We start from the raw sequence: 15,331 nt of genomic DNA, 5'->3' as shown, positions 1-15,331 counted from the left end.
ATTGCGCAGGAACGCGGAACTCCGGCACCCGTGCGCCAGTACATAAGGCTATTGCCCGATCTGGGTGCACGGGATTATCAGGGCTCGCCCGGCTCATCGTCCTGGTCCGCGCATTGCTGATCAAAGGGCACCTCTTTCCCTTCGATGTCCGGATAAAGCGCAACGGTGCGACGATAGTCGGAACCATACTTCTCATATCGAACCAGTTGCCCATTTTCCAGCTGGAACTGATCTTCTGGCCCCGAGAACGCTGGGCAAGTGGCGTAGCCCCTTTCTCCGTCATCGCTGCAGTAGCGGACATACAACCTGCCTCCACGCACTTGCCCCTGCAGCTGTCCATCACTGCCGCGGACATTGGTTCCCTCGCTCCAGTCTCCCGTGACACGATCACCATGCTGCTTCAAATGCAGGCTCAGATAGTGGCCCAAGTCGCATCTCTTGGCATAGGCCCACTCCCCGGAGAACAATGGGAGCTTACTCGCGGAAGCGGAGCCGGCACATGAGGTGATCAACCCCATCGCCACAACTCGCGCGACAAGCCCCAAGCCCAGCATGCGTCGATGTTGCTCAACCATCGGTCACTCCTTGAACATGGCCTGCAGCTCGTATGCACAAAAGATAGCAATCGGGCTCGCGGCGTTCCACAGGCCTCCCTCCAGAGATTTACCCGCGTGCCTACCTGCGCAGCAGCGCTGCCGACTTGACGCATGGCCGTATTGCGCGTTAAAGAACAGCTCGGAAGACAGGATCGGCGAAAGGATATGGCGAAAACACGTCCTCTGAAGATGACTTGGCTGGCCTGCACCGCGATCGCCACGTTGTCCACGGCAGTCTGTTCGGCACAACCGCCTGCTGATGCACCCAAACCTGCGGCACGCAATGAACCATCTGCCGTAGCGAGACCGCAAGTCGCGAACGACAATCCGCTACAGCCTGGCGAATACATCACCGACAAGGGATGGGGCCGCCTGCTTATCAGGCAACAGAACGGGGCGTTGAACTTCTCCCTAGAAAGCACCACGGGGGAAGACATGTGCGAGCTGAATGGTGCGATAGAGGGACATACCGGCGTCGCCAAAGGCAACAAGGGCCAGCCCACCTGCCAGGTGAAGTTCTCCAGTACGCCGCAAGGCGTTGACGTGGCTGCCGCCACACCCGCCGAGTGCAAGACGTTCTGCGGCTATAACGGAGACTTCGAGGCACCCTATCTGCGTGTCAAGGATGGCTGCGGCCGGGACGAGCTGGATCGTACAAGGACGACCTTCAAGCATCTCTATGATGCGAAAGACTACAAAGCGGCGCTCGCCACCTTGTCGCCGGTCGTCCCGAATTGCCTGCCGACGCTGGAATGGGAAGGCGAAGGCGCCATTCGCAACGATCTGGCCATCACTCAATACAAGAATGGCCTGTATGCACAGTGCCTGACCACACTCGACAAGTATGCCGAGGACGCCGCAAAGAATGACGACGCGGCCGTGGAAGGATGGACACCAATGCTGGCAGACCGCTACCTGGCGATCGTGCGTGCCGCGAGAACCAATATCGGCTTGTGCCGCAAAAGCGCAATGCAGTAATAAGTGCGGCTCGCAGCCGCACCTTTACAGGACAGCGGCACTGATTGGGTGCTGATAGCGCAGGCAGGCTATCCCATCTGATGTGGTCGGGCCGTTATCTGGTCCCGCTGCTCCACACCTTGTGCCTGATTCTGGCGTTGCGCCTCATTTAACGACTGCAGTTGCGCCAGCGTCTCTTCCACGGGCTTGCGCAACGCATCCTCCGTCCGCATGTGCGCACGCAGGTGCGCGGGGTCGTTCAATGCGCCCTGGACAACGAACAGGTTCTCGCCTGAACGTACGTTGCGTGAGTCCTGGCTGAGCACCACATGGTCGATGCGCGAGAGCCCGTTTTCCTTTGCAAGGTATGCGGCGCTTGCCGCCAACTTGGCACTATTGCCATCGTAGTCCCGGCCCAAGCCTTGCTCCAGCTTCACCACCGCGGACTCTGCCTGCTGCAGCAATGGGTCGCGTGGTCGCTCAGGTCCTGCACCAGCGAGCCTCCCTGACACGCTCGGCTCGCCTTGCGTCCCATTTTCGGTGATGGCCTTCTGCAGGATGGTCTGCTTGGGCATCGGATTGTGATGCTCTTTGTTCAGCTCGCTGCCTGGCTTAGGCGCGGGGATGCTTTGAACGTCGTCCTTGTTGCTCAGCGGCTTGAGGTCGCCTTCGAACTTTTCATCGATGGCGCCATGGCGGTCTCGACGGTGCAGCCCTGCATAGTTGAGCGCGCCCCAGGTAAAGTCGATACAACTATTCGTCGTACCGCTGTACTTCATATCGAAGCCGTGCTTTTGCGGTGCGTCGCCAAAGGCACGCAGCCGGTCGTACTGCTCCCGGCTGATTTCCATGGTGCGGCTGTAGTAGGGATCCTTGTAATCCCGCAGATCCGTGTCGTACACCTTCCCCTTGCCGCTGGAGCTTCCATGTTCGATAGGCGCAAAGCCGTAGCTATCGACGTGCTTTCCATCGGAAAGCGTGTAGTACATGTGTCCGGCCGCGGACGTTCCGCCGGATCGCATCAAAGGTGTGCCCGGCGCAGCCAGAAACACGGTGACCGTATAGCGCGGTGTGGGCTCGCTCATGGTGCTACGCCTCCCTATTGCGCCTTGGCGGTGAAGGCAACCAGCAGTTCCGGGTGTGTCTCTTCCAAGGCATGAACGTTGCCCCCGAAGCGGACGGAGACGCGGTAACGACCAGGCGGCGTATCCCGAACAAAGGCCAGTTCCATTTCACGGTAAGCGGCATTTGAAGCGATCAATCCGGCGGCGCGCATCGTCGGTTCATCTGCATTCGCCTTGAGGAGACCCGGAACATGTCCGTCGCGGTCCAATGCCACGGTCTGGTACTCGGTGCCGCCCACAAGTTCGCTCCGCTGCAATGCCACGGGCTCCTCGCCTGCCCCCGTGAGCCGATAGAGGTGGACCTGCGCGGTGACGCCGGCATCGCGCAGGCGGTCCACTTGGGAAAGCGCAGCCTCGGCATCCGGGGCCGTTACCCTCAGTCCAATGAAGATCGGCGGTTCCGGATCATCGGACTGGGCCGAAACGTCGAACTCCAACGTAATCGCATCGGACAACACTTGCGGGCTCAACGGCCTGACCAGCGGCACAGTCGTTCTCATTGCAGATTCCTCCTTGGCATGCGGCGCTCGGTCTGGCGCTGGGGGCTGGGCCGAATCAGCCTGGCATCCCGTCAATTGCAGCGTCGCGGCAATGAAGAGGATGCCGATAAGGTGCTTCGCTGTCACCATGACGCTCGCCTCGATTCTCTTGTACTAGAGAATAGTCCGGCCGGCCAGTCGGCGCGAGCATGCCGTAGCCCGCGCAGACGGTCGCTGCCGCCCAGGCCGATCCAATCACGCTGGGCCGGCCTTTTCCACAAAGCGCCCAGCCGCGCCGACGTAGCCAGGATCAATGTAGCCACCCACCTCCCGCAGGCGGCGCATCAGATAGCAGCGCATAGACCGCCCGATCTTCGCGGACGCGGTTGGACGGTGGCTCGCGCAGCGGCTGGTGTGCGATCTGCAGCAGCAGTTCACGCACGTCGTTCGCTGCGGCGCAGAGCGTGCTACCCACTTCCGGCAGAGTCGGGCCGACACGCTCGGCCACATCGCCGGCCGCAATCACCCGGGCATCGGCCGAGACGGTCTCGGCTAGCTGAGTGAGCCTGTCGATCTGCTGCTGCGTCACCCGGAACGTGCCGTTGCCGGCGTCCGACCCCGGCTGGGCGGTGGCATCGGACCAGGCGTCGCGCATGGTGTCGGTCCGCTGGGCGGGATAGGACAGCGCGTCCAGCACCAGGTCCACCTGATCGGCCAATAGCTCCAGACAGAGCGCCAGTTCGCCCATGCGCACCTTGGGCTCGGCGGCGCGCTCTTCAGCCTGCGTGCGCGGCTGCGCCAGCCGGACCAGGAAGCGCACGTGATCGCGCAGCTTCGCCAGGCGGAACTGGCTGTCCTCCGGCAGGAAGTAGCCGGGCATGTCTTCGTCGTCCAAACGGTCGTGCGCCATCGTTGCCTCCTCGTTCCATGAAGGGGTCTATCCGCCACGTATGGCGGACGGGAAGTCGGGAGGTTCGAAACCGCAGAGAGCCGGCGGGCGTATTTCCCCGAAGGGTGTTGTATTAGCCGCCCTCCCGACGCAGGCATCGCGTCGGCTTGCGCCCGAGCTTCGGGCACAAAAAACCCACCGGTTTGTCGGAGGTGGGTACCGCTCTCTGAGGAGTTTCGACGCTCCTTAAGTAGAGACTGCTATCGAGTCCACGCCATGTCAATCCCCTGCAACGGGCCAAGAACGCGACTGTCAGCTCGATCGGCTGCTTCATGAGAAGTAGCTACAGCTCACTGTCGCAAGGCGCGAGACTGAGATTTCGAAGACTGGCCCCAGGACAGCATCCACTTCACACCAGCCACAGGATACAATCGCGGCACACAATGTGTATCCACCAAGAGGTCTACATGCAAGATTCCAGCGGATTCAGATTGCGGGTGGATAACCAACTACGCCAACAGTTTATTTCCGCTTGCCGCGCCCACGACCGCGCGGCGGCTCAAGTACTCCGAGAGTTCATGCGCAGCTATGTGGCTAGGCATTCCAGCGGCCAGCAAGAACCACTACCCGGCAACGAGTACTCATCTCTTCAGAACCAGAACCAGAACCAGAACGTATGACACAGAAAAAAATCAAGACGCTCAGTTTGTTTAGCGGCGCAGGCGGACTAGACATCGGCTTCCACGCGGCAGGCTACGACATCCTTGGATGCGTCGAGATAGAACCGGCTTATGCTGCGAGCCTTGAGCGGAACAAAGGCCCCAGCCGTCTCTTTGGACCCAAGCTTAACGTGCACTGCCAAGATATCCGCAACTTCGACCCTACGCCTTATGTTGGCGTAGGCATTGAATGTGTGATTGGCGGCCCCCCATGCCAGACCTTCTCTGCAGCTGGACGCCGTTCCGGTGGCGTACTCGGCACAATCGATCCGCGAGGACGCCTCTTCGAAAGCTATTGCCGGATCCTTGAGGCTATTTCGCCGGATGTCTTCGTTTTCGAGAACGTATACGGCTTACCCGGCGCGAACAACGGTGCGCCCTGGCGCGAAATCTGCACCGCATTCGCCCAGCTTGGTTACGAACTACGCGCTGAGGTGGTGGATAGTGCGGACTACGGCGTGCCCCAGCATCGTGAGCGGCTCATCATCGTCGGTTATCGAAACCACCACCTAAGCTACAAATTCCCAATGCCGACCCATGGTCCCGACTCGCTTAATGGGCCGGACTTGGTTTCAATCTACGATGCCATCAAGGACCTTCAAGATCCTAATGAGCCGTCGCACGAGTTCGATGGCCTATATGGGCATCTACTACAGCTCGTGCCCGAAGGGCTTAATTACTCATTTTTCACACGCGAAATGGGCTATCCCAAGCCTTTCTTCGCATGGCGTTCTAAGTTCCACGATTTTCTCTACAAAGTGGATCGTCATAGTCCGTCGCGCACGATTAAAGCTCAGCCCGGGAAATTCACTGGTCCTTTCCATTGGAAGAATCGTCATTTCACCGTACCCGAACTGAAACGCCTGCAAAGCTTTCCTGACGAATACGAACTTGTGGGCAAGTTTGGCAAAGTTGTCGAACAAATCGGCAACTCGGTGCCCCCAAGGCTTGCCCAGGTCATTGCTCACTCTATCAAGGAACAGCTTTTGCGGCCCTCTAAAACGCTCATGTATCCTGTACGGGAGCCGGGCTTCGCATCGACGTTCCGTCAGCGCCAACGTGAACGCACCAACCACTTTAAAGCAGTGGCAAAACGCGAGATAGCAGAGCGTTTTCCAAACGTCACTACACTCGACCCGCCGAAGGCAAATTCCAAGGCACAGTTCTGTGTAGGTTACGATGGATTTTTCGACAAAGAGACCGTTGCAGAGCCTCCAAAATCCAAATCTACAAAACGCTTCTATAACGTCTCTGAAGAACGGACAGGGCATCGGATCGATCTGGCTATTGAGCCCGTGACGCGCAGAGCCAAGCGCCAACTAAAAATCACTATCTCTGGCCTCACGAAGTATCTTTTGGACGTAGAGGCACTACATTGCACCGCAAACATTTGCGATCACGACGACATTTTCCGCGTATGGGATCTCATTGAGGACTCACTGACAAGGGATAGCCAGTTCTTCACGTTTATCGACATTTACGGCCACTACGCCAACCGGGGCGACACTGTAAAGGTCTCAACCAAATTATCTGGTGAGCGAAAGTCTCCCTTGGACAAAGCTGTCGAATTTTTCGGCTCATCAAGTAACTGCGGACAGTTTCTTTCAGATTTTGAATTTTCCTTAGCAGCAGGATGCAACTCAGGCGAAGTCCGTGAGTTAGTATTTAAACTCCGCGAGATGCGGTGGGACGTTCGCCTTCCGGAAACGCACGCAACCATTCGCGATGACCGCATGCTCTGCACCTATCCATTTCCGTTGCTTTCTGGAAAAGCCCAACTTGAACGGCGAAAAAGCGCATGACCACTTCCGAGACCGAGCCTTCTCCTCTCGCCGGACACACCGGCGAAGCTAAATCGGCAGACAGCGCGAAGCCGGACTTAGTCGAAGGGGTTATATCCGAGACATTACAGAACGCTGAGCCTGTGGAGAAGAGCAGGCTCAAGCGTTTTAAACAAGCATTACAAGATGCCTATGACGTTGCGGAGGAACATCTCAAGGCAAACGATTGGACAGCACAGGCGAACGTTTTAGGCGCCTCTTATGCTGATGTCCTCGCCCTATCCAAGATCAAGCACGCTGCACGAGGCATCGCTCTGACCTTGGCTGCCTACAAAGTTACTGAGTCCAGCCAAGATGTCAGACTACATAAATCGGAGTTCCCAGGGGGCTTTTCTGCTCGCTCTATTGATAATGCTGGCACGATCCCTTTTCTTCAGGAAAACAGCCTTTACTACAATGTTGAAACCCACTGGCTAAGCCAGACTTTCTCATTTGCTGGCCCGTACATGTCCGATCTTCAACTCAAGACACAACCGAAGTCTGCAGGACCATTAATGATAAGAGTGGTCAACGACATCGAGAAGGCCTTGAATTCAGTCGAATTTGCGAAGGCAGCCCTGCAGGTCATCATGGGCTCACTCATTGAAGCTCGAAACAACGGAAAAGTTCAACTTGAGAAGCCGCAGAATCTCTCCATCGATCAGACTATAGCCCTCCTTAAACAACACTTCATGTATGGCTATGACAAGAACAACCCACGTCTTCCGCAGGTTGCAATCTTCGCGATCTATCAGGCAATCTTGCCTACGATGGGCCGCTATAGAGGCCTCGAACTTGGCGCTCTAGAGCGAATGAAGGCTGCTAACCGGAAGAGCGGGTCGGTCGGCGACATCGATGTAAATAAAGGCGGCCAGCCTTTCGAAGCGGTGGAGATTAAGTTCCAAGTTGGCATAAACAGAAACCACGTGGCAGAGGCCATTCAGAAGATTAAAACCGCATCTGTCCAGCGTTACTTGATCCTTTCAACGGTAGGTGTAGCGGATGGTGAAACCGATGAGATCGAAAAGTTGACACATAACTTTAGGCGTTCCAATGGCTGCGAGATCATCGTCAATGGAGTGCTGGACACAATTAAGTATTACCTTCGACTGATTGACTCGCCGGCCACCTTCATCAATCTATACACTGCACTCGTAGAGGCTGACCCGGATCTTGGCTACGAACATCGACTTGCTTGGAATGAGGTCTGCGCTAAACGCTCGCAATGAACGTTATAGAAGCTACTAACCAAGTACTGGATGAATCGGATGGCAAGGAAAGCACAATTCGAACCTGAGGTGCGGAGGGATTTTTATTAGCGGCCTCCTGACCAAGGCATTGCATCCACTCGCGCCCGAGGATTGGGCACCAAAAAGCGAACCACCTATCGGAAGTGGGTGCAGCTACGTAAGAAGTTTAGATGCGCCTTCCCCGATACCGGTGAGACGATTATCAGCCGGCCTAGCCCGCCGGCCCCGATGCCATCATCTTGCTCCCATACCAGCAAATCGCGCAGCAAGACAGCATTCATAATACCGTGCTTCCGGGATAGATGCGGTATTATTCGCTACCTGTACCCATTGAACGCAGCATTGTATTAATGCGACTACCAGTGTATCCATACGCATTGATGGACGGCCAGGCATGCTTACATTTGATGCAACGAATCTGGTGAACTACGCGGCTTGTTCAGCGGTCTCCATAGGGACCACCGGTATGCCGTGACTGAGTACAGATCAATTAACGACATTATTTTTGTCTCATCTTGATTTGCTAAGAACTCGCCTGTCTGCACCTTTTCTTCAATATCCCAACACCAAGTAAACGCCACAATTTTTCAAAGCCTGTAACACAGCCCAGAATCAAGTCATAGCTGGCAGTCTATCAAAGAGACATGCACGAGTTGTCATTTTTACCCGCTAAAAAACCCCCTCAAGGAATCTGGGCTTATTTTAGCCGCGGAAACCGATGCATGTTCAAGTAATACACGCATCTGCTGGTAATCATCCTCCCAATGAGAAGTAGAGAAACTTGCATATTCACCACCAGGCATTTCAATCGAGAAAGTAATTGACATCACCTCAGCATCATCATTCCAGTGAGAGCCGATTTGTATTTTATAGCCATTCCTTTCACACACATAAATATCTTGACCTAAACGATTTATTTCGTGCCATCCCAGCACCCCGGAACTGGTAGCTTTAAGCACATCGCTGATAAAGGAAGAAAGACTGGATGGAATCATGTTAACTACTCCTCACCGACAAAGAGTTTATAGAGGTATCGATAGTGGCAATTTCGGCCTCCACCTGATTCCTTATACGAGTTAGGAATAGAGATACATCAAGCTTATCTTGCCTCGTCACCAGCGAAGGTATTTTCAATAAAGCCTCTTCAACTTCGGCAGCATTCATATTATTAACAATTATTCCTGCTGGAAATAAGGCGCGAAGCAACCCAGTTATATCCGACGTAGTATTGACACTAATCGGCGTTTCTGCGGCCAATAAATCAACCAGCTCTTTAATCATCTGCACAAGCCGAGCTAGTTCGCCAACCTTTTTTCGATCCATGCCAACTTTAATATTCGCCCGCAACTCCCCTTGTAGAGAAGAAGCTCGCATCACCTCAATGAAAGTTGCGAACGTACCAACTAAACCAGCTAAACTGGAACAAGTCTCAAATTTCAATTTATCTGTAGCGAAGAATTGCTCGTATCGCCAATGCCAAAAAAATAGCGCTAAAAATATCCCGGCGCAGATTGGTAGCAAATGCCAGTATCTACTCACTATACTCTCCTTGATAGCTTTCAACATCAGAGCTTCAATGATTAGAAATACTCGCAAAGCCCAACGCTGTCAATAATATAGACAACAAAAAAGGCGGCAGAAGCCGCCTTTCATGATCTAGACAAAAATACTCAAACACCAACCGGATTAGCCTTCTCAGAATCAATCTTGTACTGCTTGATCGCCCGAGCCACATCCTTGCCGGTCATCTTCCCGTCCTTCGCCAACGCCGCAATCGCGGCATGCGCGATGTAGTACCGATCCACCTCGAAGAACCGGCGCAGGTTCGCACGCGTATCCGAACGGCCGAAGCCATCGGTGCCCAGCACGGTGTAGTGCATCGGCACGAAGGCGCGGATCTGGTCGGCGAAGGCGCGTACGTAATCCGTTGCGGCGATGGCCGGGCCCTGGCGGCCTTCCAGCAGCTGGGTGACGAACGGCTTGCGCTGTTCGCCTTCCGGGTGCAGGCGGTTCCAGCGCTCGGCGTCGAAGCCGTCGCGGCGCAGTTCGTTGAAGCTGGGGCAGGACCAGATGTCGGCGGTGACGCCGAAGTCCTTGTCCAGCAGCTCGGCGGCGGCGATGGCTTCGCGCAGGATGGTGCCCGAGCCCAGCAGCTGCACGCGCAGCTCGCCCTTCTTGGGCTTGCCGGCGTCCTTGAGCAGGTACATTCCCTTGATGATGCCGTCTTCCGCGCCCGCCGGCATTTCCGGATGGGCGTAGTTCTCGTTCATCAGGGTGATGTAGTAGTACTCGTCCACCTGCTCCTGCATCATCCGCTGGATGCCGTACTGCATGACCACGGTAACTTCGTAGCCGAAGGTGGGGTCGTAGCTGCGCACGTTCGGGATGGAGCCGGCGATGACCTGGCTGAAGCCGTCTTCGTGCTGCAGGCCTTCACCATTCAACGTGGTGCGGCCGGCAGTGCCGCCGAGCAGGAAGCCGCGGGTGCGCATGTCCGCCGCCTGCCAGGCGATGTCGCCCACGCGCTGGAAGCCGAACATGGAGTAGTAGATGTAGAACGGCAGCATCGGCACGTTGCTGACCGAGTAGCTGGTGCCGGCGGCCATCCACGAGGAGATCGCGCCCGGCTCGCTGATGCCCTGCTGCAGCACCTGGCCGGACTGGTCTTCGCGGTAGAACATCAACTGGTCGGCGTCCACCGGCTTGTACTTCTGGCCGAACGGGGCGTAGATGCCGATCTGCCGGAACATGCCTTCCATGCCGAAGGTGCGCGCTTCGTCGGCCACGATCGGCACGATGCGTGGGCCCAGTTCCTTGTCGCGCAGGGCGATGTTGAGGCTCTGCACGAAGGCCATGGTGGTGGAGTAGGTGCGCTCGCCGCTGTCCTTGAGCAGGCGCTCGAACTTGTCCAGGCCCGGGGCCGGGATGGACAGGTCGGCCTTGCGGCGGCGCTGCGGCAGGTAGCCGCCCATCGCGGCACGGCGCTCCTGCAGGTACTGCACTTCCGGCGAGTCCGGGCCGGGGTGGTAGAACGGCACCTGCTCGGCGTCGGCCAGCTGCTTGTCGCTGAGCGGGATGTTGAAGCGGTCGCGGAACGCGCGCACGGCGTCGTCGTCCAGCTTCTTGGTCTGGTGGGTGGGGTTCAGCGCTTCGCCGGCCGAGCCCATGCCGTAACCCTTGACGGTCTTGGCCAGGATCACGGTGGGCATGCCCTTGGTGTTCACCGCCTGGTGGTAGGCGGCGTAGACCTTGTGCGGGTCGTGGCCGCCGCGGTTCAGGCGCCAGATGTCGTCGTCGGACAGGCCGGCGACCATGGCCGCGGTCTCCGGGTACTTGCCGAAGAAGTTGGCGCGGGTATAGGCGCCGCCGAAGGCCTTGCAGTTCTGGTACTCGCCGTCGACGGTTTCCATCATCAGCTTCTTGAGGACGCCGTTGCTGTCCTTGGCCAGCAGGGCGTCCCAATAGCCGCCCCACAGCAGCTTGATGACGTTCCAGCCGCCACCGCGGAACACGCCTTCCAGCTCCTGGATGATCTTGCCGTTGCCGCGCACCGGGCCATCCAGGCGCTGCAGGTTGCAGTTCACCACGAAGATGAGGTTATCCAGGCCTTCACGGCCGGCCAGGGCGATGGCGCCCAAGGTCTCGGGCTCGTCGCTCTCGCCGTCGCCGATGAAGCACCACACCTTGCGGTCAGACTTCTCGATCAGGCCGCGGTGCTCCAGGTACTTCATGAACTGCGCCTGGTAGATGGCGCTGAGCGGGCCCAGGCCCATCGACACGGTGGGGGTCTGCCAGAAGTCCGGCATCAGCCACGGGTGCGGATAGGAGGAGATGCCCTGCCCGTCCACTTCCATGCGGAAGTTGTTGAGCTGGTCTTCGCTGATGCGGCCTTCCAGGAAGGCGCGGGCGTAGATGCCGGGGGAGCTGTGGCCCTGGATGTACAGCAGGTCGCCGGGGTGCTTGTCCGAGGGCGCGCGCCAGAAGTGGTTGAAGCCCACGTCGTACAGGGTGGCGCTGGAGGCGAAGGAGGCGATGTGGCCGCCCAGGTCGCCCGGCTTGCGGTTGGCGCGGACCACGGTGGCCATGGCGTTCCAACGGATGATCGAGCGGATCTTCCACTCGATGGCCGCATCGCCCGGGCTCTTGGCCTCGTTGGCGGGGGAGATGGTGTTGACGTACTCGGTGGTCGGCGAGAACGGCAGGTACGCGCCGGAACGACGGGTCAGTTCGACCATGTCCTCCAGCAGCTGATGCGCGCGCTCGGGGCCTGCGACATCGATGACGGCCTTGAGCGATTCGATCCACTCCTGGGTTTCAGTGGGGTTCGGATCGTTCTGCAGCACCTCGTTCAACCAGTTCATAACGCTCCCGTAGGTCGCACGCACGCGCGCGATGGCATGTGTTTTCTCGAAGCCTGCAAGTGTAGCGCAACCGCCTCTCAGGACCTCGTACGGCAGCGTATGGAACGGACTGTCACATTGGCCCGGGACACGCTGCGGGACAGCCGTGGCGACCGCTGCACCGAGGCGCCGCGGCTGCGCTTATGATCGGGCTCCAGGCCCCCGAGGAGCGCCGCCATCGCCCTTGCCCCGTCAGCGCAGGACGCCTCCGCGGTCGCCTGGCGGCACAGCCTGCGCACGCGGCTGCTGTTGTGGGGCAGCCTGCTGCAAGTGGCGCTGCTGCTGGGCCTGGCCCTGCTGTTCTACGTGGGCGCGCGCGAGGTGATGGTGCGCAACGCGCGCGAGGAGGTGGCCGGGCTGACCCAGCAGACCGCGCGCAGCCTGGACGCCACGCTGGGCTCGGTGCAGGTGAGCGGGCGCACCCTGGCCGCCGCGGCGGGCGGGCTGGGCCGGCAGCCGTTCAACCTGCGCAGCCTGCTGCAGGCCACGCTGCAGGGCGACCCGGACATCGCTGGCGCCTTGCTGGTGATCGAGCCCGGCGCCCTGAAGGGCGACGACCGCGGTTTCGCCTGGCACCTGCGGCGCACCGCCACCGGGGTGCTGGAGCAGCCGGTGGAGGCGCTGGGCTTCGACGCGCGCAGCATGCCCTGGTACCGGCGCACGCTGGCCGCGCCGGCGCCGTGGTGGTCCGAGCCGTACAGCGATGCCAGCACCGGCGGCGCCTTCCTCACCACCTACAACCTGCCGCTGCGCCTGCCCGGCGATGGGCCGCAGGCGCCGGCGATCGGCATGGTCAGCGTGGACGTGCCGCTGCAGCGCCTGCAGGCCATCGTCGCCGAGCTGCCGGCCAACAGCGGGCTGCAGCCGATGCTGCTGTCGCCGGACGGGCTGTTCGTGCTGCACCCAGACCCGGCGCTGCGCTTCCGCCGCACCCTGGAAGCGCACGTGGCGCGGGCGCGGCCGGACCTGTCGCCGCTGGCGCAGGCGGCCGACACGCGCACGCCGGTGCGCTTCGAGCACACCGCGCCGGACGGCACCCGCTACCTCACCCAGAGCGCGGCGGTGGGCGACACCGGCTGGACCTTCGCGCTGAGCGTGTCGGAGGACTACATCCTGGCCGGGCTGGACCGCATCGTGCTGTGGGGCGCGCTGGCCGGCGCCGCCGCGCTGGCGCTGTGGCTGTGGCTGCTGCACCGCTACACGGTGCGGCTGGTGCGGCCGATCGAGGACCTGACCGACTCGGCGCTGCACTTCAGCCAGGGCGCGTTCGAATACCCGCTGCGCCACATCGAGCGCGCCGACGAAGTGGGGGTGATGGCGCGTGCCTTCGACAGCGCGCGCGGTTCCATCAAGCGCCAACTGGAGGAGATCGCCACGCTGGCGCAGGCGCGGCAGCGCATGCAGAGCGAACTGTCGATCGCGCGCGACATCCAGCAGGCGATGCTGCCGGTCGGGCGCACCTTCGACAGCGCCCACAAGCACCTGGAAACCCATGCGCTGCTGGAACCGGCGGAGATGGTCGGCGGCGACTTCTACCAGTTCTTCGAGACCGAGCCGGGGCTGCTGTGGTTCGTGGTCGGCGACGTGTCCGACAAGGGCGTGCCGGCGGCGCTGTTCATGGCGCGGGCGATGACCGTGCTGGAGATCGCCGCGCGCCGGCACACGCGCCCGGACGCGATCCTGATCGCGGCCTCGCAGCGGCTGGTGGAAGGCAACGAGCCGTGCATGTTCGCCACCGTGCTGTGCGGGCTGATCGACGTGCACAGCGGCGACTACTGGCTGGCCAGCGCCGGCCACGAGGCGCCGCTGCTGCTCGGTGCGGATGGCCACGCAGCACTCTTGCCGCTGGAGTCGGGGCCGCCGCTGGGCTTGGAGCCGCAATCGCGCTACCCGGTCGTACATGGGCGCCTGGCCGCCGGCGCCACCCTGCTCGGCTACACCGACGGCATCACCGAGGCGATGGATGCGCAGGAGCGGCCGTACGGCGAGGCCAGGTTGCTGGCGGCGCTACAGCCCGGCGCCGACGCGCAGGCGCAGTGCGCGGCGGTGCTGGCCGACGTGCAGGCGTTCACTGCGTCGGCACCGCAGTCCGACGACATTACCCTGCTGGCGATCCGGCTACGCCAGGATCCGGCACGGGAGACGACGCGATGATGCTGCGATGGCAAATGGAACCGGCCCTGGACGCATTGGCACAGCTGAGCGACAGCCTGGAGGCGGCGCTGCTGCGCCACGGCGTGAGCGGCGAGCAGGTCAGCCGCACCCGGCTGATCGTCGAGGAGCTGGCCTGCAATACCCTGGAACACGGCCACCTGCGTCGCGCGCCGCTGCCGGTGGACGTGATCCTGCACCTGCAGCCCGACGCGCTGGTGCTGGAGTTCCACGACAGCGGCCCGGCCTTCGACCCGCGCAGCGCGCCGGTGCCGGACCTGGACGCGGACATCGCCGAGCGCCCGATCGGCGGCCTCGGCCTGCACCTGGTGCAGCAACTCGCCGATCGCCTGGACTACCGCCACGACGGCGGCCGCAACGTCGTGCGCATCGTCCTGCTGCAGCCCGCCGATCCATCCCTTCAGGAGTCGCCCGCATGACCACGTTGAGCCTGCAGATCGACCCGGCGCAGGACAAGCGCCAACGCCTCACCCTGAGCGGACGCCTGGACACCCACACCTATCAGGCCCTGGACGAAGCGCTGGCGCCGCTGCTGGCCACGCCGATCACCACCCTGGTGCTGGACCTGTCGCATCTGGACTACATCAGCAGCGCCGGCATCCGCTCGATTTTCAAGGCGCGCAAGGTGCTGGCCGCGCGCGACGGCCGGGTGCTGGTGGTCAACCCGCAACCGCAGATCCGCAAGGTGTTCGACGTAGTCAAGGCGGTGCCGTTGAACGAGATCTTCACCTCGGTGCAGGAACTGGACGAGTACCTGGACGAGATGCAGCGGCGGGTGCTGGAGCAGGAGCGTGGTGGGTGAGGGGGCGACGTCCACCGATCAGATCGGCACATCCGCTTTTTTGCAGGCCCGCCTCTGTCTCCTTTACGAGGTCGGCTGGGACAGGCACCGTCGGTAACGCCTGCCGCGGCTGACGCCGCTCCC

Annotated in this window: 13 protein-coding genes; 6 read left to right on the top strand and 7 right to left on the bottom strand. The window is 60.3% G+C overall.

The features are described 5' to 3' along the window. Nucleotides 1-77: 77 nt before the first annotated feature. A complete protein-coding gene (locus tag GGR71_RS17155; RefSeq protein ID WP_343160813.1) occupies nucleotides 78-575 on the bottom strand; it encodes a hypothetical protein in 498 nt (165 codons plus the stop codon). Between the two features lie 132 nt (nucleotides 576-707). Here GGR71_RS17155 and GGR71_RS17150 point away from each other — a divergent pair, with 132 nt between their 5' ends. Continuing rightward, nucleotides 708-1,574 carry a hypothetical protein gene (locus GGR71_RS17150; protein ID WP_237474338.1) on the top strand — a complete coding sequence of 289 codons (867 nt, stop codon included), beginning with the start codon at nucleotides 708-710 and terminating at the stop codon, nucleotides 1,572-1,574. Nucleotides 1,575-1,642: 68 nt separating this feature from the next. Here the strand turns inward: GGR71_RS17150 and GGR71_RS17145 are convergent, their stop codons facing one another. The 3 genes from GGR71_RS17145 to GGR71_RS17135 form a co-directional block, all read right to left on the bottom strand. Then, nucleotides 1,643-2,638: an XVIPCD domain-containing protein gene (locus GGR71_RS17145; RefSeq protein ID WP_237474337.1), complete on the bottom strand. Its 996-nt coding sequence runs from the start codon at nucleotides 2,636-2,638 to the stop codon at nucleotides 1,643-1,645. A gap of 14 nt (nucleotides 2,639-2,652) precedes the next feature. Then, the gene (locus tag GGR71_RS17140) at nucleotides 2,653-3,306 is read right to left on the bottom strand and encodes a hypothetical protein (protein ID WP_237474336.1); all 654 of its coding nucleotides are present in this window, start codon (nucleotides 3,304-3,306) and stop codon (nucleotides 2,653-2,655) included. 160 nt (nucleotides 3,307-3,466) lie between these two features. Further along, nucleotides 3,467-4,066, bottom strand: a complete 600-nt coding sequence (locus GGR71_RS17135; RefSeq protein WP_160959499.1) for an XAC0095 family protein — start codon at nucleotides 4,064-4,066, stop codon at nucleotides 3,467-3,469. Between the two features lie 655 nt (nucleotides 4,067-4,721). Here GGR71_RS17135 and GGR71_RS17130 point away from each other — a divergent pair. Together GGR71_RS17130 and GGR71_RS17125 are read left to right on the top strand one after the other, a co-directional pair. Beyond that, the gene (locus GGR71_RS17130; protein WP_160959496.1) at nucleotides 4,722-6,566 is read left to right on the top strand and encodes a DNA cytosine methyltransferase; all 1,845 of its coding nucleotides are present in this window, start codon (nucleotides 4,722-4,724) and stop codon (nucleotides 6,564-6,566) included. After that, nucleotides 6,563-7,813: a hypothetical protein gene (locus GGR71_RS17125; RefSeq protein ID WP_160959493.1), complete on the top strand. Its 1,251-nt coding sequence runs from the start codon at nucleotides 6,563-6,565 to the stop codon at nucleotides 7,811-7,813. Before GGR71_RS17130 ends, GGR71_RS17125 begins: the two co-directional genes overlap by 4 nt. Before the next feature lie 683 nt (nucleotides 7,814-8,496). Here the strand turns inward: GGR71_RS17125 and GGR71_RS17120 are convergent. The 3 genes from GGR71_RS17120 to aceE form a co-directional block, all read right to left on the bottom strand. Further along, nucleotides 8,497-8,829: a hypothetical protein gene (locus GGR71_RS17120; RefSeq protein WP_160959490.1), complete on the bottom strand. Its 333-nt coding sequence runs from the start codon at nucleotides 8,827-8,829 to the stop codon at nucleotides 8,497-8,499. Nucleotide 8,830: 1 nt separating this feature from the next. After that, nucleotides 8,831-9,373, bottom strand: a complete 543-nt coding sequence (locus tag GGR71_RS17115; RefSeq protein WP_160959487.1) for a hypothetical protein — start codon at nucleotides 9,371-9,373, stop codon at nucleotides 8,831-8,833. Nucleotides 9,374-9,504: 131 nt separating this feature from the next. Next, nucleotides 9,505-12,195, bottom strand: a complete 2,691-nt coding sequence (gene aceE, locus GGR71_RS17110) for a pyruvate dehydrogenase (acetyl-transferring), homodimeric type (RefSeq protein WP_160959483.1) — start codon at nucleotides 12,193-12,195, stop codon at nucleotides 9,505-9,507. A 216-nt stretch (nucleotides 12,196-12,411) separates the two neighbouring features. Between aceE and GGR71_RS17105 the strand changes: the two genes are divergently transcribed. Genes GGR71_RS17105 through GGR71_RS17095 form a run of 3 tightly spaced genes read left to right on the top strand, consistent with a single transcriptional unit; the run spans nucleotide 12,412 to nucleotide 15,208 of the window. Next, complete coding sequence (locus tag GGR71_RS17105) at nucleotides 12,412-14,388, top strand: SpoIIE family protein phosphatase (protein WP_343160812.1); 1,977 nt, start codon at nucleotides 12,412-12,414, stop codon at nucleotides 14,386-14,388. Next, a complete protein-coding gene (locus tag GGR71_RS17100) occupies nucleotides 14,385-14,825 on the top strand; it encodes an ATP-binding protein (protein WP_160959480.1) in 441 nt (146 codons plus the stop codon). The genes GGR71_RS17105 and GGR71_RS17100 overlap by 4 nt, the downstream gene beginning before the upstream one ends. Beyond that, nucleotides 14,822-15,208, top strand: a complete 387-nt coding sequence (locus GGR71_RS17095) for an STAS domain-containing protein (protein ID WP_010340145.1) — start codon at nucleotides 14,822-14,824, stop codon at nucleotides 15,206-15,208. Before GGR71_RS17100 ends, GGR71_RS17095 begins: the two co-directional genes overlap by 4 nt. Nucleotides 15,209-15,331: the final 123 nt, after the last annotated feature.

The organism is Xanthomonas sp. F1, assembly GCF_014199855.1.
This window is presented reverse-complemented; position numbering and strand designations above follow the sequence as displayed.